The organism is Ensifer canadensis, from assembly GCF_017488845.2.
Taxonomy (GTDB): Bacteria; Pseudomonadota; Alphaproteobacteria; order Rhizobiales; family Rhizobiaceae; genus Ensifer; species Ensifer canadensis.
In genome coordinates, this window is record NZ_CP083370.1 from 3,826,076 (window position 1) to 3,851,917 (window position 25,842).

Genomic DNA, 25,842 nt, shown 5'->3' on the forward strand with positions numbered 1-25,842 from the left:
CTTGCTCCTCTGTGACAGCTGGACATTGTAGTGTTCGACGAGAAAACCGCAATGGACGTTTGGCTCACCCCGCGCTATCCATTGCCCATGAAAAACGGTGATCACCTCTTCCTCGTCGACGGCTCCGGATTCATCTTCCGGGCGTTCCACGCCATCCCGCCGCTCAACCGCAAATCCGATGGCCTTCCGGTCAATGCGGTGTCCGGTTTCTGCAACATGTTGTGGAAGTTGCTCACCGATGCGCGCGACACCTCCGTCGGCGTGACGCCGACGCATTTCGCCGTCATTTTCGACTATTCCTCGAAAACGTTCCGAAACGAACTCTACGATCTCTACAAGGCCAATCGCTCGGCGCCGCCTGAGGATCTGATCCCGCAGTTCGGGCTGATCCGCCACGCCACGCGCGCCTTCAACCTGCCTTGCATCGAGAAGGAAGGGTTTGAGGCCGATGACCTGATCGCCACCTATACGCGCCTTGCCGAAAAGGCGGGCGCCAGCGTCACCATCATCTCCTCCGACAAGGACCTGATGCAACTCGTGACGCCGAACGTCTCGATGTACGACAGCATGAAGGACAAGCAGATCTCGATCCCGGAAGTGATCGAGAAATGGGGTGTGCCGCCGGAAAAGATGATCGATCTTCAGGCGATGACCGGCGACTCGACCGACAACGTGCCTGGCATCCCCGGCATCGGCCCCAAGACCGCGGCGCAATTGCTGGAGGAATACGGCGATCTCGATACGCTGCTGGCGCGTGCGGGCGAAATCAAGCAGGCCAAGCGCCGCGAAAACATCATCGCCAATGCCGACCTTGCCCGCCTGTCACGCCAGTTGGTGACGCTGCGCACCGACACGCCGCTCGACGTCCCTCTCGAGGAGCTGCATCTCGAACCGCAGGATGGGCCGCGCCTCGTCGCCTTCCTGAAGGCGATGGAATTCACCACGCTCACCCGTCGCGTGGCCGCCGCCACCGATACGGACGCCGATGTGGTCGAACCGGCCGCGGTGCCGGTCGAGTGGGGCGCGGATGCGCGCGGACCGGATCTCGACAAGGCTGCGGCTGCCCCGGCGTCGTCGAGTGCCGGCGAGGCCGCGCCTGCGGCCGTGAGCCAGGTAGCCTCCACGGGCGAGGCCACTGACGCCACACCAGAGGCGCTCGCACAATCGCGCGCAGCCCTTTTCGCCAGCGCTACCATCGACCACTCGCGGTATGTCGCGATCCGCGATCTGCCGACGCTCGACGCCTGGATTGCCGACGCCAAGGACGCGGGCCTCGTCGCCTTCGACACCGAAACGACGTCGCTCGATGCCATGCAGGCCGAGCTCGTCGGCTTCTCGCTGGCGCTTGCTGACTATGGCAAGGACCCTTCGGGAACGGTGATCCGCGCCGCCTATGTGCCGCTGATCCATAAAACAGGAGTGGGCGATCTTCTCGGCGGCGGCCATGCTGAAAACCAGATTCCGGTGCGCGAGGCGCTCAGCCGGCTGAAGGTGCTGCTTGAAGATCCTTCGGTGTTGAAAGTCGCACAGAACCTCAAATACGACTACCTCCTCATGAAGCGACACGGCATCACCGTCCAGGGCTTCGACGACACCATGCTGATGTCCTACGTCGTTGATGCCGGCAACGGCACGCACGGGATGGATGCGCTGTCGGAGCGCTGGCTCGGTCACAAGCCGCTCGCCTACAAGGACATGACCGGCAGCGGCAAATCGTCGGTGACCTTCGATTATGTCGATATCGACCGCGCCACCGCCTATGCCGCCGAGGATGCCGAAGTCACCCTGCGCCTCTGGCACGTGCTGAAGCCGCGGCTGGTGGCCAAGGGGCTGGTGCGCGTCTATGAGCGGCTGGAGCGCCCGCTCGTGCCGGTGCTGGCCCACATGGAAGAGCGCGGTATCACCATCGATCGCCAGATCCTGTCGCGCCTCTCCGGCGAACTGGCGCAAGGGGCAGCGGCGCTCGAAGACGAGATCTACAAGTTAGCCGGCGAAACATTTACCGTCGGCTCGCCCAAGCAGCTCGGCGATATCCTCTTCGGCAAGATGGGGCTGCCCGGCGGTTCGAAGACCAAGACCGGCCAATGGTCGACCTCGGCGCAGGTGCTCGAGGATCTCGCGGCGGAGGGCCACGAACTGCCGCGCAAGATCGTCGACTGGCGCCAGATGACCAAGTTGAAGTCGACCTATACGGACGCCTTGCCGGGTTTCGTCCATCCGGAAACCAAACGCGTCCACACCTCCTATGCGCTGGCGGCGACGACGACGGGACGCCTGTCCTCGTCCGACCCGAACCTGCAGAACATCCCGGTGCGCACCGCCGAAGGCCGCAAGATCCGCACGGCCTTCATTGCCACATCAGGTCACAAGCTGGTTTCGGCCGACTACAGCCAGATCGAACTGCGCGTGCTTGCCCATGTCGCCGACATCCCGCAGCTTCGCCAGGCCTTTGCCGATGGCGTCGACATTCACGCGATGACGGCTTCGGAGATGTTCGGCGTTCCTGTCGCGGGCATGCCGAGCGAAATCCGCCGGCGGGCGAAGGCCATCAACTTCGGCATCATCTACGGTATCTCCGCTTTCGGCCTTGCCAACCAGTTGTCGATCGAGCGCTCGGAAGCCAGCGACTACATCAAGAAGTATTTCGAGCGTTTCCCCGGCATTCGCGACTACATGGAAAACACCAAGGCCTTTGCCCGCGAGCACGGCTATGTCGAAACGATCTTCGGGCGGCGTGCACATTACCCCGACATTCGCTCGTCGATCCCCTCGCATCGCGCCTTCAACGAGCGCGCTTCGATCAACGCGCCGATCCAGGGGTCCGCAGCTGATATCATCCGTCGTGCCATGGTGAAAATCGAGCCGGCGCTGAGTGAGGCGAAGCTTTCCGCCCGCATGCTGCTGCAGGTGCACGACGAACTGATCTTCGAGGTCGAGGATGCCGACGTCGAGCGGACCATCCCGATCGTCGTGTCGGTGATGGAAAATGCCGCGATGCCGGCGCTCGACATGCGGGTACCGCTCAAGGTCGATGCCCGCGCCGCGATGAACTGGGACGAGGCGCACTGAGGTTTCCCTGAGGGATTCCATCAGCGACCTTGCATCGACAGCTGCGGTTATTCTTGCAGAAGGCGGCCACGACGGCCGCCTTCTGCCTGTCGGCGTATCACGATGATAGAAAGCGCATGCCGCCGCCGTCTCAGCGGTTGCGGTCGTCCTCGTCTCCCCCTAGGCAGCGATCGGGGAGGGCGCTAGCGCGCCCGGCAGAGCCGCCGATCGGAGGAGACCATGGCCACCAACACATTCATCCTTGTGCTGTCCTGTGACGACAAGCCGGGCATCGTTGCCGCAGTGACGACGGAGCTGGCCGGCCTTGGCGCGAATATCGCCGAGAGCAGCCAGTTCTGGGATCGGCACACCAACAGCTTCTTCATGCGCATCGCCTTCCAGGCGCCCGATGGCATGACGCGGGACGACGTCGAGCGGGCGTTGCGGCCGGCGGTCGACCGGTTCCAGATGCGCACCGCGCTGACGGAAGCCGCACGCAAGCCGAAGATCGTCATCCTGGTGTCGAAGTTCGACCATGCGCTCCTGCGTCTGCTCTACCAGATCCGCGTCGGCTGGCTGAACGCCGAGGTCGCCGCCATCGTTTCCAATCACGAGGACAGCCGGCGCACGGCGGAACTCGAGGCGATCCCGTTTCATCATTGGACGGTATCGAAGACCAACAGGGAAGAGCAGGAGGAAAAGCTGTTGCGCCTGACGCAGGAGACCGGCGCCGATCTGGTGATCCTGGCGCGGTACATGCAGGTGTTTTCGGACAATCTGTCAAAGCGCCTCTACGGCAAGGCGATCAACATCCATCACTCGTTCCTGCCGTCGTTCAAGGGGGCCAGGCCCTACCACCAGGCCCACGAACGCGGCGTCAAGCTGATTGGCGCCACGGCCCACTACGTCACCCCGGATCTCGACGAGGGGCCGATCATCGAGCAGGAAACCGAACGTGTCAGCCACGCGCTGACGGCGGAGGACTTCGTCGCCAGCGGCCGTGACATCGAAAGCCGCGTGCTGGCCCGTGCCGTCAAGCTGCACCTGGAACGGCGGGTGATGCTCAACGGCCATAAGACCGTCGTCTTCAGCTGACGGTGGATAGTGCAGAACGGGCGGCGGAGGGCGTGCGGAAGCTCGAAAACAGCCGCCTCAGCCCGTCACGCCCTTCGGCGACGATGTCGAACGGGCGACCAAAGAGCAGCCACTGGGTGCAAAGCCCAAGCATCATCCAGTGAAGCGTGCGGGTCGCCGACGTGGGCGTCCAGCTGTCCTGCATGTAGCCCTTGGCAAGGGCGCGGGAAAAGGCCAGTTCGAGCAGGGCATTATGATGTTCGTCGAGTTCCTTGTGGCGGGTCAGGACCTCGCTCATGTCGCCGTCGTAGTTGGTGCGCAGCATGATGGTGAGAATGCGCTGGCGCTGCTCGTCGGCGGCCAGGATATCGATCCAGGCGCCCATGGCGTCCTCGACGATTGCCAGCGTATCGGCGGCCTCGGCCTCGATTTCCTGGGCGATCATGTCTTCCTGGGGCAGCGGCACGGCATCGTGCAGGGCCAGGAAAAGATCGGTCTTGTTGGCGAAGTGCCAGTAGATGGCGCCGCGGGTCACGCCCGCTTCCTTGGCCACTTCCTCAAGCGTGGTGTTTGAAACACCCTTTTCGTAGAACACACGTTCAGCGGCGCTCAGGATCTTCTGCCGGGTTGCCTCCGCATCGGCTTTCGTTCTGCGCATTCATTCCTCCTTGCAGAACGGCCCGCCGAGAGGGCGGGCCGTCGATAGCAGTGTTATTCGGCGGGTGTTGGGGTCTCGGCTGCAGCCGGTGTGGCTTCTACCTTCTTGCGTCCGAACAGCTTCGTGACGAACACGAAGAACACCGGAACGAAGAAGATCGCCAGCACCGTTGCCGAGATCATACCACCCATCACGCCGGTACCGATGGCGCGCTGGCTGCCAGAGCTTGCGCCGGTGGCAATCGCCAGCGGCAGAACGCCGAGCGTGAAGGCGAGCGACGTCATCAGGATCGGGCGGAAGCGTAAGTGTGCTGCCTCCAGCGTCGCATCGATCAGCGATTTGCCCTGTTCACGCAGTTCCTTGGCGAACTCGATGATCAGGATGGCGTTCTTCGCCGACAGGCCGATGATCGCGATCAGGCCGACCTTGAAGTACACGTCGTTCGGCATCTCGCGCATGGTCACGGCAAGCACCGAACCGATGACGCCGAGCGGAACCACCATGATGACCGCCACCGGGATCGACCAGCTCTCATAGAGCGCAGCCAGGCACAGGAAGACGAGCAGGCACGACAGCGCGATCAAGAGAGGCGCCTGGGTACCCGACTGGATTTCCTGCAGGGACTGGCCGGTCCATTCGTAACCGAAGCCTGCCGACAGTTCGCCCGCAAGCCGCTGCATTTCGTTGATCGCGTCACCGGAGGAGTAACCCGGAGCCGCTTCGCCGCTGATGCGTACCGACGGGTAGCCGTTGTAGCCGATCGTCTGGGTCGAGGCCTTGACCCACTCCACCGTCGCGAAGGCGGAGAGCGGGACCATGCCGCCATTGGCGTTGCGGACGTTGAGGTTCAACAGATCCGCCGTCTGCATGCGCTGACCCTCGTCCGCCTGCACCGTCACGCGCTGCATGCGGCCGGCATTCGGGAAGTCGTTGACATAAGACGAGCCAAGGTTGGTCGAGATCGTCGAGTTGATGTCCGCAAAGGTCACGCCGAAGGTATTGGCCTTTTCGCGGTCGATGGCCACGCTGACCTGAGCCGCATCGGGCATGCCTTCGAAGCGAACCCCGGTCACGATCTTGCTCTGAGCCGCAAGGCCGAGAAGCTGGTCGCGTGCCTGGGACAAAGCCGCTTCGCCGAGACCGCCACGATCCTGCAGGCGGAAGGAGAAGCCCCCGGTGGTGCCGAGGCCCTGGATCGCCGGCGGCGACAGCGCGAAGCTGATCGCATCCTTGATCTGGCTCATGGCCATGGTGGCCCGCATGGCGATCGATTGAGCGGCGTTGTCGGCGTCGCGTTCCTTCCAGTCCTTCAGCGTCACGAAGGCGAGCGCTGCGTTCTGTCCGGTGCCGAAGAAGGAGAAGCCGTTGATCGCGATGATGCGTTCGACAGCCGGCTCCTGGCCGAAGATCTTCTCCGCCTGTTCCACCACCTCGGTCGTACGGTTGCCCGTCGCTTCGGAGGGGAGCTGCATCATGACGATCACGAAGCCCTGGTCTTCGTCCGGAAGGAACGACGACGGCAGCTTCATGAACAGCCAGCCGAGGCCGGCCAAGACGGCGATGTAGACGATCATGTAGCGACCGGTGCGGTGGACCAGGCGCTTCACGATGCCGCTATAGCCGTGCGAGGTCTTGTCGAAGCTGCGGTTGAACCAGCCGAAGAAGCCGCGCTTGGCGTGGTGGTGGCCCTTCGGAACCTGCTTCAGGAAGCTGGCGCACAGCGCCGGCGTCAGCGACAGCGCGAGCAGTGCCGAGAACAGGATCGACACGACCATGGTCAGCGAGAACTGGCGATAGATCACGCCGACGGCGCCCGGGAAGAAGGCCATCGGAATGAACACCGAAGCCAGCACCAGCGTGATGCCGATGACGGCGCCGGTGATCTGCTTCATTGCCTTGCGGGTGGCGTCCTTCGGTGTCAGCCCCTCTTCGGACATGATGCGTTCGACGTTCTCGACGACGATGATCGCATCGTCGACCAGGATGCCGATCGCCAGCACCATGCCGAACATGGTCAGAACGTTGATCGAGAAGCCCATCGCCAGCATCACCGCGCAGGTGCCCAGAAGAGCGACCGGCACGACGAGTGTCGGGATGATGGTGTAGCGGATGTTCTGCAGGAACAGGAACATCACGATGAAGACGAGCGCGACCGCTTCGACCAGCGTCGAAAGCACCTTCTCGATGGAAACGGCAACGAACGGCGAGGTGTCGTAGGGAACCGAATATTCCAGGCCCTCCGGGAAGAACTTCGACAGTTCGTCCATGCGCTCCTTGATCGCCGTCGAGGTCGACATCGCGTTGCCGCTTGGCGACAGCTGTATGGCGATAGCCGCGGACGGCTTGCCGTTCAGGCGGGTCGAAAACGCGTAGCTTTCGCCGCCGATCTCGACGCGGGCAACGTCGCGCAGACGAACGGAGGAGCCGTCCGGATTGGCGCGAAGCACGATCGCTCCGAATTCCTCGGCGCTCGACAGCTGACCCTTGACGACAACAGGAGCACTGATCTGCTGCGTGATCGGGTTCGGCTGTGCGCCGATCGAGCCGGATGCGATCTGGGCGTTCTGGGCCTGGATGGCATTCGTCACGTCGCCGGCGGTCAGGTTGAGGCCGAGCATCTTGTCCGGATCGAGCCAGATGCGCATCGAGCGTTCGGTCGCAAACAGCTGCGCACGGCCGACGCCGGGCACGCGCTGGACTTCGTTCAGCACGTTGCGGCTGAGATAGTCGCCGAGACCGATGGCGTCCATAGAGCCGTCGGTCGAGGTGAGCGCGACGATCATCAGGAAGCCGGAACCGGCTTCGTCGACCTGTACGCCCTGGCGCTTGACCGAATCGGGCAGGCGCGGTTCGACGCGGCGAACGCGGTTCTGAATGTCGACGGCCGCCTGTCCCGGATCTGTACCGGGTGCAAAGGTGGCGCTGATGTCGACCGAGCCGGCAGCGCTGGAGGTCGATTCGAAATAGAGCAGGCCTTCGACGCCGTTCAGCTCGTTTTCGATCAGCCGGGTGACGCTCTGATAGGTGTCCTGCGACGAAGCGCCGGGGTAGCTCGTGTTGATGGAGATCTGCGGCGGCGCAACATCAGGATATTGCGATACCGGCAACAGCGGTATCGCGATGATGCCGGCGAGCATGATGAAGATCGCCACCACCCAGGCAAAAATAGGCCTGTCGATGAAAAAACTAGGCATTAATCAGCACTCACTCTGTGGCTTCAGCGGGCTTTGCGTCGGTCGCCGCGGTCGTCTGGGCTGCTTCGGCCGCCGGCTTTGCATTCGGATCCCAGTCGGTCGGCTCCACCGGCGCGCCGGGGCCGATCTTCTGGAAGCCTTCGACGATGACCTTTTCGCCGGGCTTCAGCCCCGAGGCCACCTGCCAGCGGGTTCCGACCGTGCGTCCAAGTGTGACGTTGCGGAACTCGACCTTCTTGTCGGCGGCCACGACATAGACCTGCGACTGGCCGGCATTGTTGCGCTGGACAGCCTGCTGCGGCACGGTGATCGCGTCCTTCTCGACACCCTGCTGGACCAGCACGCGGACATACATGCCCGGCAATAGGTCGCCGTCGGGATTGGGGAACTCGCCGCGCAGCGTTACCTGGCCGGTCGTCGCGTCAACGGCCGCTTCCGAGAACAGGAGCTTGCCCTTGTGTTCATAAGGCGTGCCGTCGTCGAGGATCAGTTGAACCTCGGCCTCCTGGTCACCGCTCATCATCTGGCCGGCTTCAAGCGCCTTGCGCAGGCGGATGAGATCGGTCGCCGACTGGGTAAAGTCGGCATAGAGCGGATCGAGTTGCTGGATCGTGGCGAGGTTTTCCGAGCTGTTGGCGCTGACGAGCGCACCCTCGGTGATGAGAGCGCGTCCGATCTGGCCGCTGATCGGGGCGGTCACGTTGGCGTATTGCAGGTCGAGCTTGGCAGCGGCCAAGCCCGCCTGGGCGATGGCGACGTCGGCGTTTGCTGCAGCCAGCAGGCCGTTTGCATCGTCGAACTGCTGGGCGGCGACGACGTTTGCCTTCTTCAGAGCTTCCTGTCGGGCAGCCTTCTGTTCGGCCTGGAGATGCACGGCCTGGGCGCGGCGCAGGGTCGCTTCGGCCTTTTCGACCTGGACCTGGAAGGGAGCAGGGTCGATGCGGTAGAGCACGTCACCTTCCTTGACCTTCGAGCCCTGCTGGAAGACGCGTTCGACGACGATGCCGGAAACGCGCGGACGAACTTCGGCGACGCGCGTCGCGGTGATGCGGCCCGGCAGTTCATTGGTGATCGGCAGCGTCTCGGATGCGGTCGTGAAGACAGCGACGGCCGATGGCGGGAAGGCGGGAGCGGCCTGTTCTTCGTCTTTCTGGCAGCCGGAAAGGAGAATCACGGTTGCCAAGGCGGCGGCCAGTGTCGGTCGGTTCATGCGCATAGCGATGTCCATATTCGGTGACCGTGCGCAGCCAGTGCGTATCGCAGGGCTGCGCGGTCCGGAAGTGAAGGGAAGCAATTACCAGTATCGGGATGGGAAAATACCGGAACGCTAATATACAAACACAAATGTATGTTAATTTGCGCCGCAGTGCAACACCGTGATGCAGCGCGTTGAATCGATCAAAAAAATCAGCCGCCGCAGTGCTTTCGGCACCACGGCGGCTTGATATCACTAAGGTGTGATCCGGGTTTGTCGCCGGATTATCGTCTCAGGCGAGGACGCGGTCGTCGGCACCGAAGCGGTGCATGCTGCCGACCATCGGCGTCGCAAAGACAATGTCATCAGGCGCGTAGCGGTGTTCGCCAAACAGCCGAACGGTGATCAGACCGACCTGGTCGGACTCGATATAGACAATCGTGTCGGCGCCCAGATGCTCGACGTGGATGACCTTGCCCTTCCAGTCGCCACTCTCGCGCGACAGACCGATATGTTCCGGCCGGATGCCGATCGTCTTGGCGCCGGGATCGCCGAGGCGGGCGCCGTCGACGAAGTTCATCTGCGGCGAGCCGATGAAGCCACCGACGAAGACATTGGCCGGCCGGTTGTAGAGATCCATCGGCGAGCCGATCTGCTCGATCTGGCCGGCGTTCAGCACCACGATCTTGTCGGCCAGCGTCATCGCTTCGACCTGATCATGGGTCACGTAGATCATCGTGGCCTTCAGGCTGCGATGCAGCCGGGCGATCTCGAGCCGGGTGTTGACGCGCAAGGCCGCATCGAGGTTCGACAAGGGCTCGTCGAACAGGAACAGCTTCGGTTCGCGCACGATGGCGCGGCCGATGGCGACACGCTGGCGCTGGCCGCCGGAAAGTTCCGCCGGGCGCCGGGCGAGATAGGGGTCGAGCGACAGCATGCTGGCGGCCTTGCCGACCTTGTCCTCGATTTCAGCTTTCGGCTTGCCGGCCTGCTTCAGGCCCAGGCCCATATTGTCCTTCACCGTCAGGTGCGGATAGAGCGCATAGGACTGGAATACCATGGCGATGCCGCGCTTGGCGGGGGCCACGTGTCCGACTTCGACGCCGTCGATCTGGACGCTGCCGGAGGTCGCGTCCTCAAGGCCGGCAATGGTGCGCAGCAATGTCGACTTGCCGCAGCCGGAAGGACCCACGAAGATGACGAACTCGCCGTCCTTCACTTCCAGGTCGATGCCCTTGAGAACCTCATGGTTTCCGTAGGCCTTGCGGATGGATTTGAGTTGAAGTGATCCCACCTAATTGCCCCTCTTAAAGTTTGACCGGCTGACCGGTGCGGACGCTTTCATCAGCCGCAAGGCAGATGCGCAGCGACTGGACGGCGTCGTTCATGTGGCGGTCGAGATTGATATCTTCGCGAATGGCCTTCAGCACATAGGCCTGCTCACGATCGCAGAGTTCCTGATGGCCGGGCTCTCCGTCCATTGTCAGGTCCTCGTCCGGCTTGAGAAAGCGACCGTTGGGACCAGTTTCCGCATTGTGCACGCGAATGACCGAGGTCTTGGTGTGTGTGTCGATATCGTCCGACTTGGCATTCGGATCCATGACGATCGACACGGAGCCCTTTGGCGACATGACGTCCTTCACGAAGAAGGCGGTCTCCGAAATCATCGGACCCCAGCCGGCCTCGTACCAGCCGGCCGACCCGTCTTCGAAGATCACCTGCAGGTGGCCGTAATTGTACATGTCCGAAGCGATTTCGTCGGAAAGACGCAGGCCCATGCCGCGCACCTCCACCGGCTTGGCGTCGGTGATCTGGCACATGACGTCGACATAATGCACGCCGCAGTCGACGATCGGCGGGGTCGTCTGCATCAGCGACTTGTGGGTCTCCCAGGTCGGACCGCTCGACTGCTGGTTCAAGTTCATGCGGAAGACGTAAGGACCGCCGAGTTTGCGGGCTTCGGCGATCAGCCGGATCCACGAGGGGTGGTGGCGCAGGATGTAGCCGATGATCAGCTTGCGGCCATGCTTCCTGGCGGCAGCAACGACCCGTTCGGCGTCTGCGACCGTCGTTGCCAGCGGCTTCTCCACGAACACGTCGCAGCCGGCTTCGAAGGCGGCAACCGCATAGTCGGCATGGCTGTCGGAATAGGTACAGACCGAGCAGAGTTCGGGTTTCAGTTCCTCAAGCGCCGTCTTGAAGTCAGGATGGATCTCGTAGCCGCGCAGTTCCTCCGGAAGCTCCACCTTGGAGCGGTTGACCAGCCCGACGATCTCGAAGCCGGGATTGTTGTGATAGGCCAGCGAATGGCTGCGGCCCATATTGCCGAGACCCGCGACGAGGACCCGGACCGGTTTGCTGTTTGAACTCACTTGACTGCTCCTGCGGTGATGCCGCGGATCAGCTGCCGCGAGAAAATGACATAGAGGACGAGAACCGGAAGGATGGCGAGCGACAGGGCCGCAAGCACGGCGTTCCAGTTGGTGACGAACTGGCCGATGAAGATCTGCGAGCCGAGCGTGACCGTCTTGGTTGCTTCTGCCGGCGCCAGGATCAATGGGAACCACAGATCGTTCCAGATCGGGATCATCGTGAACACGGCAACCGTTGCCATCGCCGGCCGGATCAGCGGCAGCACGAGGCGGAAGAAGATCGAGTATTCCGACAGCCCGTCGATGCGGCCGGCATTCTTCAGGTCATCCGAAACCGTGCGCATGAACTCCGACAGGATGAACACCGCGAGCGGTAGCCCCTGTGCGGTATAGACGAGGATCAGCGCCGTCAGCGTGTTGACGAGGTTGGCAGCGACCATGCCCTGAAGGATGGCGACGGTGCCGAGCCGGATCGGGATCATGATGCCGATCGCGAGATAGAGCCCCATCAGCGTATTGCCGCGGAAGCGGTATTCCGACAGCGCGAACGCGGCCATGGCGCCGAACAACAGCACCAGCGCGATCGCGACGACCGTGACGATGAAGCTGTTCTGGAAGTAGGTCGCGAAATCGCCCTGGCCGAGCACCGTCTGGTAGCCGATCAGGCTGAAGGTCTCGGGCGTCGGGACCGTCAACGGCGCCCGGAAGATCGCGTTGCGATCCTTGAACGAGTTGATGATCGTCAGGAACACCGGAAACAGCGAGATGAGCGTATAGGCGATCAGCGCGATGTGGACGAAGCCGGTGCGGAAAATGGAGTGGCGTGCTTGCGACATCTCGGCCTCCCTTAGAACTGATAGCGGCGCATGCGGCGCTGGATGACGAAGAGGTAGAGCGAGACGCCGGCGAGGATGATCAGGAACATCACCGTTGCGATCGTCGCGCCCATCGAGCGGTCGCCCAGCTGCAGCTGGAAGCCGAAGAAGGTGCGGTAGAGCAGCGTGCCGAGAATGTCGGTCGAGCCATCAGGACCGGCAAGCGCGCCCTGCACGGTGTAGACCAGGTCGAAGGCGTTGAAGTTGCCGACGAAGGTCAGGATCGAGATGATGCCGATCGCGGGCAGGATCAGCGGCAGCTTGATCTTCCAGAACTGGCTCCAGCCGGTGACGCCGTCGCATTCGGCGGCTTCGATCACTTCATCGGGAATGTTGAGCAGGGCGGCGTAGATCAGCATCATCGGGATGCCGACATATTGCCAGACCGAGATCAACGACACGGCGATCAGGGCCGAGCCTGGCCTGCCGAGCCAGGGCGCAAACATCGACTTGAGGCCGACGAGATCGAGCATCCAGGGCGCGACACCCCAGATCGGCGACAGGATCAGCTTCCAGATGAAGCCGACGATAACGAAGGAAAGCAGCGTCGGCAGGAAGATCGCCGTGCGGTAGAACGTGACGAAACGCAGCTTCGGAATGGACAGCATGGCCGCCAGCGCAACGCCGATCGGATTCTGCACGCACATGTGAATGATGAAGAAGATGACGTTGTTCTTCAGCGCGTTCCAGAAGTCGTGCGCCCAGCGCTCCTCGCCGAACAGGACCTGGAAGTTTGCGAGACCAACGAAGGTCGGCTGGCCGTCGACCGTGTTGTATAGCGAGAGACGCAGCGTCTCGATCAACGGCAGGATCATCACCGCCGTGTAGACCAGAAGGGCCGGCAGCAGAAAGATGAGGATGTGCCAGCGTTTCGGCCGTCTCACGGTCGGCTGTCCCTCTTGCAGTGAAGTGACGTTGCTCATTGATCGTACCCGCTTGTTCGACCGGTTCCCCAGGGCGTCATGATGCACGTCGACGCCACACGGCCGGTCTTGCCGCATAACGCCTGCCCCGATCCGGGCTCATGACGAAGGTTAAGGCTATCGCGTTCTTTTGCAAACGACTGCGTCGGGGACCTCCCCATCAAGGGGAGGTCGAGGACGCTGCGGCTGGGGGAGTGCCTCCTTGGGCAATGTCCTCCCGCCCGGCCCTTGCTGCATGTTTCCTCAATCCTATCCGATTTGAGGACAAAAACATTCAGCAATTCAAAGTGCTACAGCGACCTTTGTGCGTCCGACAAGACGCGCGGCGCTGTAGGGCCGACCCTCCCCCGAAGGGGAGGGAACCAGTTGCGCTTACTTCGCCGGCTTGTACCAGCCGTCGAGACCCTTCTGCAGCTTTTCGGCCGCAACCTCAGGCGTATCCGTGCCGTTGATGACGTTGGCCGATTCAACCCAGGTTTCGTTCTCGAGGCTCGGCGTACCGCGCGCCAGGATCTGGTAGGTCGAGCGGATCGTCGGCTTGCACTTTTCGCGCCAGGAAACGAATTCCTGAGCGAGCGGATCGGTCATCTTCACCGGGGTCGAATTGAGGCTGAAGAAGCCCGGCAGCGAATTGGCGTAAATCTCGGCGAATTCCGGCGAAGCGACCCAGGTAAGGAAGGTCTTGGCTTGCTCGGCGTGCGCACTCTTGGCGTTCAGACCGACGCCGATGTCGTTGTGGTCGGAGATGTAGCAAGCGTCGCCGGCGTTCTTAACCGGAGGCGGGAAGGCGCCCATCTTGAACTGGGCCTGGGTGTTGAACAGGCCGATTTCCCACGAGCCGGCCGGATAGATCGCGGCGCGGCCGAGCGTGAACAGGTTCTGGCTGTCCGGATAGGTCTGGGCCTCGAAGCCGTCGCCGAGATAGTCCTTCCACTTGGCGAGAACGCGATAGGGCTCGACCCACGGTTCATCGGTCAGCTTCTGCTCGCCCTTGATCAGCGCAGCGCGGCCTTCTTCACCCTTCCAGTAGGTCGGGCCGATGTTCTGGTAGCCCATGGTCGCGGCTTCCCAGAGATCCTTGGTGCCCATCGCCATCGGGATGTAGTTGCCGTCGGCCTTGATCTTGTCGAGAGCTGCGAAGAATTCGGCTTCCGTCGTCGGGATCTGGATGCCGAGCTGGTCGAAGGCGTCCTTGTTGTAGATGAAGCCGTGGATGACCGAAGCCATCGGCACGCAGAAGGTGGCCGAGCCATCGTCTGTCGTCCAGGCGGACTTGGCGACCGGGGAGAAATTTTCCATACCCGGCAGCGCCGTCAGGTCGGCAAGGTGCTTCTTGTTGTAGAGTTCGAGCGAGACATCGAACGGACGGCAGGTGATGAGGTCGCCCGCGGAGCCGGCGTCGAGTTTGGCGTTCAGCGCCGCGTTGTACTCGGTCGGCGCCATCGGGGCGAACTTGACCTTGATGCCGGGGTTCTTGGCTTCGAAAGCCGGGATCAGCTTTTCCTGCCAGATCGCCAGGTCGTCGTTGCGCCAGCTTTCGATCGTCAGCGTGACGTCCTCCGCGTGGGCCAGGCCGGCCGAGCCGAGAATGCTCGACGCAAGCAGCAGGCCCTTGAGTGTCGTACGGGTCATTTAGCTTCTCCCTCTTATATGCGCCGTTTTGGCGCGGTTTGAATCCCAGGTTTATCTCAGGCCGAAACGATATCGATCGCCCGGCGCAGGTTCTGCTTGGTCTGGTTGAGCGCCGCTTCGGCTGCCGCCACGTCCTTCGCGCCCGATGCCAGCAGGATGGCGATCTTGACCGAGCCGGATGCGGCATTGATCAGCCGGCCGGCCTCGGATGCGCCAACACCGGTAATGTCGGTGACGATGCGAACGGCGCGGCCGTGCAGCTTGATGTTGTCGGCGCGCAGATTGACCATGTGGCCGTCGAGCACGTGGCCGAGATGGATGCCGACCAGCGTCGAGAACATGTTGAAGGCGATCTTCTGTGCCGTGCCGGCACCCATGCGCGTCGAGCCGGAAACGACTTCCGGCGGCGTCTGCAGCAGAATGGCGACATCCGCGTCGTTGAAAAGAGCTGCGCCCGGATTGTTGGCAACGGCGATGACTTTTGCGCCGAGCTTGCGCGCTTCGTCGGCTGCGGCCAGCGCATAGGGTGTCGAGCCGCTGGCCGACACTGAAACCAGACAGTCGCCCGCGGTGATGCCGGCCTTGCGGACGTCTTCGCGCGCCAGATCCATGTCGTCTTCGTAGCCGCCGGCGAGGTCATTGAGACTGGCGGCGCCGCCTGCAAGCAGAATGACGATCTGGTCCTGGGGGATGCCGTAGGTGCCGGGAAGTTCCAGCGCATCGGCCATGGCCATCAGGCCTGAGCTGCCGGCGCCGGCATAGGCGAGACGCTTGCCGGAGGCGAGCGTTTCTGCAGCCAGGGACGCAGCAGCGGAAATCTGCTCAATCGCGGCGTCCACGACCTTTGCTGCCGCCTGTTGTCCGGATGCGAGCAGCCGAAGCGCCAGCGCCGGATGCATGACATCCAGGCCTTTGGCGTTGTCGTGACGCTCTTCGGTCTTCACTGAAGGCATAGGTTGTGTCTCCTCTGGGTGAATTAATGCCAAAAAAATACCAATTGTCTAGGAGAAATTACATTTTGGCGTCAAAAAAAACCAATCTCTGAAATTATCCGTTGTTATTCAATGCATTATTTCAAAATTGGATATCGAGACCAATTCGGACTTGGTTATTGGTATTTTTTTGGTATCCTCTATGGGCGGAGGTGCTCATGCCAAACTACCTAATAGGAATCGATGGCGGCGGAACAAGCTGCCGGGCGGCTGTGGCTGCGGGGGATGGACGTATTCTCGGCCGCGGCAAGGCTGGTGCAGCCAACATTCTGACGGATCCTGAAACGGCGCTCGCCCATATTGGCGACGCTGCGCGGGCGGCATTTGAAGAAGCCGGTCTTGATCCCTCTGGTATCGCCGAGGCGCGCGCAATTGTCGGCGTCGCCGGGCACAATGTCGGCGATGCCGTGCATTATGTGAAGCGACGCCTGCCGTTTGCCGCAGCCGATATCGAATCGGATGGTCTGATTGCCCTGCAGGGCGCGCTCGGCGACGAGGACGGCGCCGTCGCCATTCTCGGCACCGGCAGCATCTATATCCTGCGGCAGGCCGACATCGTCAGCTATGTCGGCGGCTGGGGCTTCACGATCGGCGATCATGGCAGTGGCGCACGCATCGGCCATGCGCTTTTGCAGGAAAGCCTGCTTGCCTTCGATGGCATCCATGAGGCGTCGCCGATAACCGATTCCGTCATGGCCGAGTTCAGGAACGATCCGAGTGCTGTCGTCGATTTCGCGCGCCTGGCAAAGCCGGGTGAGTTCGGCCGCTATGCCCCGCGTGTCTTCGAAGCGGCGCAGGCGGGCGATCCCGTCGCCGTGCGTCTGCTCAAGACTGCGGCGATCACGGTCGACGAGGCGCTAGACGTCGTGGTCGCCCGGGGCGGGCGCAAGCTCTGCCTGCTCGGTGGCCTCGCGCCGCTCTATCGTCCCTGGCTTGCCGAGCGCCACCAGCCGTTTTTTGTCGAAGCCGAGGCCGACGCGCTCACCGGCGCCGTCGCACTCGCCGCACAGCGCTTCGGCTCCCGCTCGGAGGTCGGCGCATGACCGATCATCTCGCTGCCATTCTGCCGCTCGAAGGCCTGCAGGCCGGTGGATCCGGTCCGCTCTATCTGAAACTGCGGCAATCGCTGGAAGACGCGATCCAGTCGGGCAAGCTCAATCATGGCGACGCCCTGCCGCCGGAGCGCGATTTGGCCGATTACGCCAATATCAGCCGCGTGACCGTGCGCAAGGCCGTCGACGATCTCGTGCGCGACGGCTTGCTGGTGCGGCGCCACGGCTCCGGCACTTTTGTCGTCAAGCCGGTCTCCAAGGTGCAGCAATCGCTGTCGCGGCTGACCTCGTTTACCGAGGACATGGCGCGCCGTGGTCTCAACACTCATGCCCGCTGGCTGGAGCGAGGCCTGTATCATCCGTCGCCGGATGAGATGATGGCGCTCGGCCTGCCGGCCGACGCGTTGGTGGCCAGGCTCGGGCGTCTGCGCATCGCTGACGACATGCCGCTCGCGATCGAGCGCGCCAGCATCTCGGCCGAATTCCTGCCGGATCCGCAGGCTGTCACCTCGTCGCTCTATACCGCGCTCGACAAGACCCGTTCCCGGCCGGTGCGCGCCGTGCAGCGCATCTCCGCCTGCAACATCAAGGATCCGGACGCCTCCATGCTCGGCGTCGCCGTCGGCTCTGCCGGCCTTTCCATCGAACGCGTCTCCTATCTCGCATCGGGACGCGTCGTCGAATTCACCCGCTCGCTCTATCGGGGCGACGCCTATGATTTTGTCGCGGAACTGACCCTGTCGGAATCCTGACCGTCGCTCCGCAAGAAAGGAATTGACCATGCAGACCAACATGCGCCGAGAAATCGACGAGATCCCCGAAGCGGCGGCCCGACTGCTCGAGCATTCTTCCGAGGCCCTGAAGCAGGCCGGCGCAGCGCTGCGCGCCAAGGACCCGGCTTTCCTGGTGACGATCGCGCGCGGTTCTTCGGACCATGCCGCCCTGTTCCTGAAATATGCGATCGAGCTGCAGGCCGGTCGACCGGTCGCTTCGCTCGGGCCGTCGCTCGCGTCGATCTATGGCGCCAAGCTGAAGCTCGGTGGCGCGGCGGCAATTGCGATTTCGCAATCGGGCAAGAGCCCGGATATCGTCGCGATGGCCCAGGCCGCAACCGATGCCGGCGCCGTATCAATCGCACTTACCAACACCCTGCCGTCACCGATCTCGAAGGCATGCACCCATCCGCTCGACATTCTCGCCGGCCCGGAAATCGCCGTTGCTGCAACCAAGTCCTATGTCAACTCCATCGTCGCCGGCCTTGCCGTTCTCGGCGAATGGACCGGCGACGCGGCGTTGCAGCGCGCCGTGGCCGATCTGCCGAACCAGTTCGCCAAGGCGGTGAAGCTGGATTGGCATGAGTTCGCCGCCGATCTCGGCGAGGCCGAATCGCTCTACGTGCTTGGCCGTGGCCCGGCGCTGGCGATCGCCAGCGAAGCGGCGCTGAAGTTCAAGGAAACTTCGGGCATGCATGCGGAAGCCTATTCGGCCGCCGAAGTGCTGCATGGACCGGTGGCGCTTGTCGGCGCCAAGTTCCCGGTGCTGACGCTTGCGGCGCGCGATGCGGCCGAAGGGTCCGTCGCCGAGATCGCCGACGGCATGGCCGAGAAGGGCGCCGTGGTCCATGTGACGTCGAACCGCGCCGGCAAGGCCAAGCGCCTGCCGTTCGTCGAGACGGGACACCCGATCACCGACGCGCTGACCCTGATCCTGCCGTTCTATGGCTTCGTCGAAGCCTGGTCGCGCTCGCGCGGTCTCAATCCCGACGCACCGGCAAGCCTCAAGAAGGTAACGGAGACGAGATGACCGAGAAGAAGGCAATCATCGGCGCCCGCCTGTTCGATGGTATCGAATGGCATGACGGCGCCGCTCTCTTGATCGAGGCGGGTCGTGTCAAGGCCATCGTGGCAGCCGGCGATCTGCCGGCCGGTGCCACGATCGTCGATGCCCACGGCCTGCTGCTGGTGCCCGGCTTCATCGACCTGCAGGTCAACGGCGGCGGCGGGGCGCTTCTCAACGCGCAGCCGACGCTGGAAAGCATCCGCCAGATCTGTTCGGCCCATGCGAAGTTCGGTACGACCGCACTTCTGCCGACGCTGATCACCGATACGCGCGAAGTCCGCACGGCAACGATCGCCGCCGGCCTTCAGGCCAAGGCGGCCGGCGTGCCCGGCTTCCTCGGCCTGCATCTGGAAGGTCCGCATCTTTCGGTCGCACGAAAGGGCGCGCACGATCCAGCGCTGATCCGACCGATGGATGACGCCGACCTCAAGGAGATGCTCGACTGCGCCAGGGCGCTCGGCACCCTCATGGTCACGGTCGCACCGGAAAATGCGACCAAAGAGCAGGTTCGAGCCCTTGCCGACGCCGGCGCCATCGTCAGCCTCGGCCATACGGATGTCGGCTATGAGACCGCCGTGTCCTATGCCAAGGCAGGGGCGAAGACGGTGACGCATCTGTTCAACGCCATGAGCGGTCTCGGTCATCGCGAGCCTGGCGTCGTCGGTGCAGCCCTTGCGACAGGCACCCTGCACGCGGGCCTGATCGCCGACGGCTACCATGTCGACCCCGCCTCGATGGGTGTGGCGCTGCGGGCCAAGACCGGCCCGGGCCAGATCTTCCTGGTGACCGACGCGATGTCGCCGATTGGAACGGACATGACGAGCTTCGAGCTCAATGGCCGCGAGATCCTGCGCCACGGCGGTCGTCTGACGCTCGCCGACGGCACGCTTGCCGGCGCCGATATCGACATGCTCTCGTCGGTGCGCTTCGTGCACGAAAAGCTCGGCCTACCGGTCGAGGAAGCCCTTCGCATGGCATCGGCCTATCCCGCCGACGCCATGGGCATCTCCTCGCACAAGGGCCGTGTTCTGCCCGGGGCAGATGCGGATTTCGTGCTTCTGACATCAGAACTCGCCATGGGATCGACTTGGATTGGCGGCAACCAGGTCTACGCAGCCTGATCACCGATCTATCGAAAAATTGAGGCCCGACGATCGGAGTGATCGTCGGGCCTTTCTTTAGCGTGAACTGAAAGCGTGGCGAAGATCCGACGCGCGAACGTCCTACCCCGCCGAAAGCCGCGCTTTCATCGCCTGAACGGTCGCCACATCCGTGCGGCGCCGATCCTCGGTCACGAAGCCCATCTCGACCAGTCGCCGATCATGAGCCGGCTCACGGATCGAGCAGGATGAATGCACTTCCGTGACGGGCAGTCGGGCAAGCAGCGCATCGACGGTTTCAAGCGTCACGCCGGAACCAGGCATGATCGAAAGCCGCCCACCTGCCAGCTCGACAAGCTCCGCCAGCTTCTCGATGGCCTGTGGCGCGCTCCTCGCGCCTCCGGATGTCAGGATCCGCTCAAAGCCGAGTTCAACCGCAAGTTCGATTGCGTCCTTGAAATCTGGCACCAGGTCGAAGGCGCGGTGCAAGGTGAGGCCGAGGCCTGCGGCATGGCCCGTCAGTTTTCGGAGCATGGGCGCATCGAGCTGGCCATCGGTAAGCGACGCACCGAGAACGACGCCGGCAAGTCCGGCATCGCGCACCGCATCGATATCGCGGCGCATCATGTCGAGATCGGCGGCGCCAAAGACGAAGTCGCCCGGCCGCGGCCGGACCATGACATAGACGGGTACCCGTGGCGGCCCGGCGAGTGCCATCAACCCGGCGGTCGGCGTCAGCCCGCCGACGGAAAGTGCTGCGCAGAGTTCGATCCGGTCCGCCCCGCCCTCGATCGCCGCGGCAAGCCCGTCGGCGTCGTCGACGCAAACCTCAAGTCCGATGCCATTCATGCCTTTTCTCCTCCAAGGCCGAGCAGGGCTGCGCCGATCAGGCCGGGCTCGACCTGACACTCGCCGCGCACGACGAGCGGCCGTTTGAACTGCCGCAGAATCCGGCTACGAACCGCCAGATCGATCCCCTCAAGCAGCGGTTCAACGTTGGAAAGACCGCCGCCGACAGGTACGATCGTCGCTCCCGTGGTGTTGATGACGAGCGCCAGCGGTGAGCTGACGAGATCGACAAGAATCTCGACGGTGCGTTTCGCTTCCGTGTCGCCCTTGAGCCACGCCTCGATGATCTCATGGCTCGACATGGTCTTGCCGTGCACGGTGTCGTGCAGTCGTTCGAGCCCGCGCGCGCCGCCGACCGTGTCGACGCAGCGCCGCTGGCCGCAGCCGCAGGCATAGGCGGGGATGGCGATCGGCGGTTCACCCGCTTCCGCGGCAAGTGCCGGTCCATGTCCCCATTCGCCGGCAAAGCCGCCGTCGGCGTTGATCAACTGGCCGTCGACCACCAAGCCGCCGCCGACACCGGTGCCGAGGATCGCCCCGAAGACGATGCGGTGACCCCGGCCGGCGCCGGCGCCCGCTTCGGCAAGGGCGAAACAGTCGGCGTCATTGGCGATCTTGATCGGCAGGTGCAGCTCGCGCTCGAGCTCGGCCACCAGTTCGCGGCCGTCGATGCAGGGGATGTTGGCGCATTTGATCCGGCGCGTCTCCGGGTCGATGACGCCGGTAATCGAGATCGCCACGCATTCCGGGTGGCCGCCGGCTTCGTCGAGCACGGATTCGAGCGTTTGGACGAACTGGCGGAAATTGTTGAGCGGCGTCGTGCGGCGCGGCAGCGGAAAGATCCGTTCGCGCGAATGCACGATCGCCCCCTTGATCGCCGATCCGCCGATATCGAAACAGACGATCATGCCTCTCCCCGGATCACGGCTTCGGCGGCAAGTGCGATCGAGAGCAACCGGTCGTCCTGATGGTGCGGTGCAGCCAACTGCAGGCCCACGGGCATTTCGCCGGCACCGGTGCCGCAGGGGATCGAGATGCCGCAGAAATCGAGGAAGTTGCCGATGAGCGTGTTGCGCAGCGTCGTGGCGTTGGTCTTGAAGAACAGCTCGTCGTCGGCCAGCAACGGCGCCAACGGCGGCGCGACATGCGGCAATGTCGGATGGACGATGAGTTCGCCCGGCTTCAGGCTCTCGACCGTTTCATGGATCAGCTGGTCGCGCGCATCGAGAAGCGCGATATAGTCAGGCATGGTGATCTTCTCGCCGAGCCTGGTGCGCGCGACGACACGCGGATCGATGCGTTCGGCCTCGGAGCCTGCCAGGCGCTCCCGGTGAAGTGCGAAGGCTTCGGCGGTGACGAGCGCGCCGTGGCGCGCCATCAGATCGAACACCGCCTTGAACGTCGGAAAGGCGCGGCGGGTGACCGTGGCGCCGGCCTTTTCCAGCCGCTTGACCGCATCCTCGAAGGCTTCGACGACTTCGTTTTCCGCCTCGTCGAAGACGATGGTTTCGGGGATGACGATCGAGAGGCCGGCGATCGCGCCGCGGCGAACCACCGGTGCGGTCAGTCCATGCATGGCGGCGTCGAGCCAGACCGCATCCTGCACCGTATGACAGAGAGGCCCGAGCGAATCGAGGCTTTCGGCGAGCGGGAAGACGCCCTTCATCGAATAGCGGCCGCGCGTCGCTTTGTAGCCGATGATGCCGGTCATGGCCGCCGGGATTCGGACGGAGCCGCCAGTATCGGTACCGATTGCCGCGGGCACGAGACCGGCCGCGACCGCCGCCGCCGCGCCCGACGAGGAGCCGCCGGGGATGCGCTCGACATCGGTCGAGGCCGGGTTGTGCGGCGTGCCGTAATGCGGATTGATGCCGAGGCCGGAGAAGGCGAACTCGCTCATGTTGGTTCGCCCGACGCTGACCATGCCGGCACCGGCAACCGCGCCGACCACGGCGGCGTCACTGCCAGCAGGCGGGGTGTCCCGCAGGACCGCGGAACCCGCGGTCGTCACGCTGCCCTTGACGTCGAAGAGATCCTTCCAGGCGACCGGAAGACCATCGAGCAGGCCGAGCGATCGGCCCGCACGAAGCCGGGCGGAGGCCGCCGAGGCCTCCTTAAGCGCGCGTTCGCGGGTGATGCCGACAAAGATCGACTGATCGCCGTGCGCCGCGATGCCGGCAAGTGTTTGCTCTGCAAGCGTGACCGGGTCGAGCTTGCCTTCCTGGACGAGTACCGAAAGCCCGGCGAGCGTTTTCTGTCTGGTCATGGTCTCCCCTTGTCCGCCTGCCGCCAGCGGCAGCTCGTCCTTCCGTTGGCCCGCGTGGGCAGGCTTTTGATCTAAAGCGTGTCGCGATCTCCAGGATTCGCTGACTGCGCATTAAGTCGTTGTTCTTGCGCATGTCGCGCAAAACCCCTGCACAGTTTTGTGCAACAAGCTCTACCATATCGCTCCCCGTGGCGTTTGCCATGGTTCGTCCGTCTTCGCCGCAGGAATTTTGCCGAAAGCAGATGATGCCGGCCGTCCTGCCTTGTCGATACGAAGGCGTTTGCCTACATGCCTCATCGAACCCTGCCCGGCACTGGAGAGATTTGATGATATTGGACGCGGCGCGGCTTTCTTTTGCCAATCTCTTTGCACCGGAGACCCGTTCGGTGTTCTGGAAAGTGCTCGGCCTGACGCTTCTGGCGCTCGCAGCACTGTGGTTCGGCCTGCGCGAACTCTTCATCTGGCTTGCTTTGCCATGGCTCGATGCGTTGATGCCTGGCACGCCCGCCTGGGCGGGTTGGCTCACCTTCGTGCTCGGCATCTTCGCGAGCCTCGGGCTGGCGCTGGCCCTGGCCCTGCTGCTAGCGCCGGTGACGGCGCTGATCGCCGGCTTCTTCCTTGACGATGTCGCGGACGTGGTCGAGGCGCGCGACTATCCGAGCGAGCCGGCGGGCAGGCCCTTGCCGCTCGGAGAGGCGATTGCCGGCTCCGCCAAGTTCCTCGGCGTCGTCATTCTCGGCAACATATTGGCGCTGTTCCTGCTGCTCGTGCCCGGCGTCAACCTGATCGCCTTCTTCCTCGTCAACGGTTACCTGCTGGGGCGGGAGTTCTTCGAGTTTGCCGCCATGCGCTACCGGTCGCCGGCGGAGGCGCGGCTTTTCCGCGCCAAGCACCGCTCGACCGTGTTCCTGGCCGGGTTGATCCTTGCGGCGTTTCTCGCCGTACCGCTGCTCAACCTGCTGACGCCGCTCTTTGCCGCCGGCATGATGGTGCACCTGCACAAGAGGCTGTCGGCAAGCGATCCGGGATTTTCGCTGACGCGAGGGGCCACGGCCAGGCCCTGAGACGCAATCTGCTTGACAGCGGACATCCGCTGGCCAATCTGCCGGCAAATCCCCCGCTGCATGTTTCCTTAATCTTGTTCGATTTAGGAATACCGACATGCAGCTATTCAGAGTGATACAGCGACCTTTGTGCGTCTGAAGACGTACGGCGCTGCAGGCGTCGCCCGCCGGGATGGCCGCGACAGGACGGAGCAGCTGAAATGAACAACGCCGAAGACCGGGTCACCCGCCTTGAAGAGACGGTGGCTCACCAGGCCAAGACGATCGAAGAGCTTTCCGACCAACTTGCCGAGCAATGGAAAGTGGTCGAACAGACCCGAGCAAAGCTCGACCGGCTGACGGAACGCTTCCTCAGCCTCGAGGAGCAATCGATCGATGCGCCTCCGATCACCCGGCCGCCGCATTACTAGAGCTTTTCCAGGAAAAGTGCGAAGCGGCTTTGCGTCAGGAAATGCGCAAAGCCAGGGAGATGGCGCGGCTCAATGGCTCCGCAGGACAGGGAAATAAAAAGGCCGCCGGTTCTAGCGAACGGCGGCCTTTCTCATTTTCAGGCGGAAGCCCTTAGTAGGGGCAGGCTTCGTCGCTCATGTAGTCGTGCACCTGGACCTTGCCGGCGATGATCTCGGCTTTCACCTTCTCGACCGCATCGAGCATTTCCGGGGTGATCAGAGCCTTGTTGTTGTCGTCGAGCGAGTAGCCGACGCCATCTTCCTTGAGGCCGAGATTGGAGATGCCGAACTCGAACTTGTCGTTCTTGGCAGCAGTGAAGGCTTCGTAGACGGCGACGTCGACGCGCTTCAGCATCGAGGTCAGAACCTTGCCCGGCTGCAGTCCGTTCTGGTTGGAGTCGACGCCGATGCCGAGCTTTCCGGCATCTGCAGCGGCCTGCAGGACGCCAACGCCCGTGCCGCCGGCTGCGTGGTAGACCACGTCCGAACCCTGGTCCATCTGCGACTTGGCAATTTCGCCGCCCTTGACCGGGTCGTTCCAGGCGTCCGGTGTCGTGCCGGTGTAGGCTTCGAGAACCTTCACGTCAGCGCCGGTCGACTTCGCGCCGCCGACATAGCCGCAGGCGAACTTGTGGATGAGCGGCACGTCCATGCCACCGACGAAGCTGACGGTCTTCGACTTCGAAGCGAGACCAGCGAGCACGCCGACGAGGTAGGAGCCTTCCTGTTCCTTGAACACGATCGACTTCACGTTCGGCTTGTCGAGCACCATGTCGATGATCGCGAACTTGGTGTCCGGATATTCGCCGGCAATCTTTTCGAGCGGTGCCGCCCAGTTGAAGCCGGCCATGACGATCGGGTTGTTGCCGTCGCTGGCGAAGCGGCGCAGGGCCTGCTCGCGCTGTGCATCGTTGGCGATTTCGAATTCGCGGTATTCGACGCCCGATTCGGTTTTGAACTTTTCGGCGCCGTTATAAGCGGCTTCGTTGAACGATTTGTCGAACTTGCCGCCCAGATCGTAAATGATGGCCGGCTTGATGTCGGCGGCCAGAGCCGTCGCGGACATCATGGAAAAGGCAAAGAGACCGAGAATGGTTTTTTTCATCGTGCAGCCCTGTTGTCGCTATTGATCTTTATCGGGTCCTCCCGCGGGCCCCGGATGGAACCTGTCTGCGGAACCCACCCCTCTCGTGGGGGCTAGGGTGGCCGCATCCTTGCACGGTCACGGCAAAAAAACACTCAAAATTTTTCGGATGGTAA

General features: G+C 63.1%; 21 protein-coding genes. 8 read left to right on the top strand and 13 right to left on the bottom strand.

Annotated features, from left to right (window positions below; all coding sequences use genetic code 11):
• Positions 1 to 87: 87 nt before the first annotated feature.
• Entirely contained in the window at positions 88 to 3,069 is a 2,982-nt protein-coding gene (gene polA / locus J3R84_RS18465; RefSeq protein ID WP_025425442.1) for a DNA polymerase I, read from the top strand.
• 219 nt (positions 3,070 to 3,288) lie between these two features.
• Positions 3,289 to 4,143 carry a formyltetrahydrofolate deformylase gene (purU, locus tag J3R84_RS18470; protein WP_057219983.1) on the top strand — a complete coding sequence of 285 codons (855 nt, stop codon included), beginning with the start codon at positions 3,289 to 3,291 and terminating at the stop codon, positions 4,141 to 4,143.
• Here the strand turns inward: purU and J3R84_RS18475 are convergent.
• The 9 genes from J3R84_RS18475 to J3R84_RS18515 form a co-directional block, all read right to left on the bottom strand.
• Positions 4,136 to 4,780, bottom strand: coding sequence for a TetR family transcriptional regulator (locus J3R84_RS18475; RefSeq protein WP_025425444.1), 645 nt, complete (start codon positions 4,778 to 4,780; stop codon positions 4,136 to 4,138). The two genes, purU and J3R84_RS18475, sit on opposite strands and share 8 nt — an antisense overlap.
• Positions 4,781 to 4,833: 53 nt before the next feature.
• A complete protein-coding gene (locus J3R84_RS18480) occupies positions 4,834 to 7,974 on the bottom strand; it encodes a multidrug efflux RND transporter permease subunit (RefSeq protein WP_025425445.1) in 3,141 nt (1,046 codons plus the stop codon).
• 10 nt (positions 7,975 to 7,984) lie between these two features.
• Entirely contained in the window at positions 7,985 to 9,190 is a 1,206-nt protein-coding gene (locus J3R84_RS18485; RefSeq protein WP_234907899.1) for an efflux RND transporter periplasmic adaptor subunit, read from the bottom strand.
• A gap of 271 nt (positions 9,191 to 9,461) precedes the next feature.
• On the bottom strand, positions 9,462 to 10,463 hold the full coding sequence (locus J3R84_RS18490) for an ABC transporter ATP-binding protein (protein WP_025425447.1): 1,002 nt from the start codon (positions 10,461 to 10,463) through the stop codon (positions 9,462 to 9,464).
• Between the two features lie 13 nt (positions 10,464 to 10,476).
• A complete protein-coding gene (locus J3R84_RS18495; RefSeq protein ID WP_025425448.1) occupies positions 10,477 to 11,541 on the bottom strand; it encodes a Gfo/Idh/MocA family protein in 1,065 nt (354 codons plus the stop codon).
• Entirely contained in the window at positions 11,538 to 12,377 is an 840-nt protein-coding gene (locus tag J3R84_RS18500) for a carbohydrate ABC transporter permease (protein ID WP_025425449.1), read from the bottom strand. Before J3R84_RS18500 ends, J3R84_RS18495 begins: the two co-directional genes overlap by 4 nt.
• A gap of 11 nt (positions 12,378 to 12,388) precedes the next feature.
• Positions 12,389 to 13,339: a carbohydrate ABC transporter permease gene (locus J3R84_RS18505; protein ID WP_025425450.1), complete on the bottom strand. Its 951-nt coding sequence runs from the start codon at positions 13,337 to 13,339 to the stop codon at positions 12,389 to 12,391.
• A gap of 372 nt (positions 13,340 to 13,711) precedes the next feature.
• Positions 13,712 to 14,971, bottom strand: coding sequence for an ABC transporter substrate-binding protein (locus J3R84_RS18510; RefSeq protein ID WP_025425451.1), 1,260 nt, complete (start codon positions 14,969 to 14,971; stop codon positions 13,712 to 13,714).
• Between the two features lie 56 nt (positions 14,972 to 15,027).
• The gene (locus tag J3R84_RS18515; RefSeq protein WP_025425452.1) at positions 15,028 to 15,924 is read right to left on the bottom strand and encodes an N-acetylmuramic acid 6-phosphate etherase; all 897 of its coding nucleotides are present in this window, start codon (positions 15,922 to 15,924) and stop codon (positions 15,028 to 15,030) included.
• A 197-nt stretch (positions 15,925 to 16,121) separates the two neighbouring features.
• Here J3R84_RS18515 and J3R84_RS18520 point away from each other — a divergent pair, with 197 nt between their 5' ends.
• From J3R84_RS18520 to nagA, 4 genes are read left to right on the top strand one after another with little or no spacing between them, the layout of a single operon-like run.
• Positions 16,122 to 17,006 carry a glucosamine kinase nucleotide-binding domain-containing protein gene (locus J3R84_RS18520; protein WP_025425453.1) on the top strand — a complete coding sequence of 295 codons (885 nt, stop codon included), beginning with the start codon at positions 16,122 to 16,124 and terminating at the stop codon, positions 17,004 to 17,006.
• On the top strand, positions 17,003 to 17,767 hold the full coding sequence (locus tag J3R84_RS18525; RefSeq protein ID WP_025425454.1) for a GntR family transcriptional regulator: 765 nt from the start codon (positions 17,003 to 17,005) through the stop codon (positions 17,765 to 17,767). Before J3R84_RS18520 ends, J3R84_RS18525 begins: the two co-directional genes overlap by 4 nt.
• A 28-nt stretch (positions 17,768 to 17,795) precedes the next feature.
• Positions 17,796 to 18,818, top strand: coding sequence for an SIS domain-containing protein (locus J3R84_RS18530; RefSeq protein ID WP_025425455.1), 1,023 nt, complete (start codon positions 17,796 to 17,798; stop codon positions 18,816 to 18,818).
• Positions 18,815 to 19,975, top strand: coding sequence for an N-acetylglucosamine-6-phosphate deacetylase (nagA, locus tag J3R84_RS18535; RefSeq protein ID WP_025425456.1), 1,161 nt, complete (start codon positions 18,815 to 18,817; stop codon positions 19,973 to 19,975). The genes J3R84_RS18530 and nagA overlap by 4 nt, the downstream gene beginning before the upstream one ends.
• Before the next feature lie 102 nt (positions 19,976 to 20,077).
• Here the strand turns inward: nagA and J3R84_RS18540 are convergent, their stop codons facing one another.
• The 3 genes from J3R84_RS18540 to J3R84_RS18550 are packed head-to-tail and all read right to left on the bottom strand — an operon-like array spanning position 20,078 to position 23,069.
• Positions 20,078 to 20,803 carry a copper homeostasis protein CutC gene (locus J3R84_RS18540; protein WP_057204376.1) on the bottom strand — a complete coding sequence of 242 codons (726 nt, stop codon included), beginning with the start codon at positions 20,801 to 20,803 and terminating at the stop codon, positions 20,078 to 20,080.
• Complete coding sequence (locus tag J3R84_RS18545) at positions 20,800 to 21,711, bottom strand: ROK family protein (RefSeq protein WP_025425458.1); 912 nt, start codon at positions 21,709 to 21,711, stop codon at positions 20,800 to 20,802. Before J3R84_RS18545 ends, J3R84_RS18540 begins: the two co-directional genes overlap by 4 nt.
• Positions 21,708 to 23,069, bottom strand: a complete 1,362-nt coding sequence (locus tag J3R84_RS18550; protein WP_025425459.1) for an amidase — start codon at positions 23,067 to 23,069, stop codon at positions 21,708 to 21,710. The genes J3R84_RS18545 and J3R84_RS18550 overlap by 4 nt, the downstream gene beginning before the upstream one ends.
• A 326-nt stretch (positions 23,070 to 23,395) precedes the next feature.
• Between J3R84_RS18550 and J3R84_RS18555 the strand changes: the two genes are divergently transcribed.
• Together J3R84_RS18555 and J3R84_RS18560 are read left to right on the top strand one after the other, a co-directional pair.
• Positions 23,396 to 24,133: a sulfate transporter family protein gene (locus J3R84_RS18555; protein WP_057204371.1), complete on the top strand. Its 738-nt coding sequence runs from the start codon at positions 23,396 to 23,398 to the stop codon at positions 24,131 to 24,133.
• 200 nt (positions 24,134 to 24,333) lie between these two features.
• Positions 24,334 to 24,543, top strand: coding sequence for a SlyX family protein (locus J3R84_RS18560; RefSeq protein WP_025425461.1), 210 nt, complete (start codon positions 24,334 to 24,336; stop codon positions 24,541 to 24,543).
• A 151-nt stretch (positions 24,544 to 24,694) separates the two neighbouring features.
• Here J3R84_RS18560 and J3R84_RS18565 read toward each other — a convergent pair whose 3' ends face one another.
• Complete coding sequence (locus J3R84_RS18565) at positions 24,695 to 25,687, bottom strand: BMP family lipoprotein (RefSeq protein WP_025425462.1); 993 nt, start codon at positions 25,685 to 25,687, stop codon at positions 24,695 to 24,697.
• Positions 25,688 to 25,842: the final 155 nt, after the last annotated feature.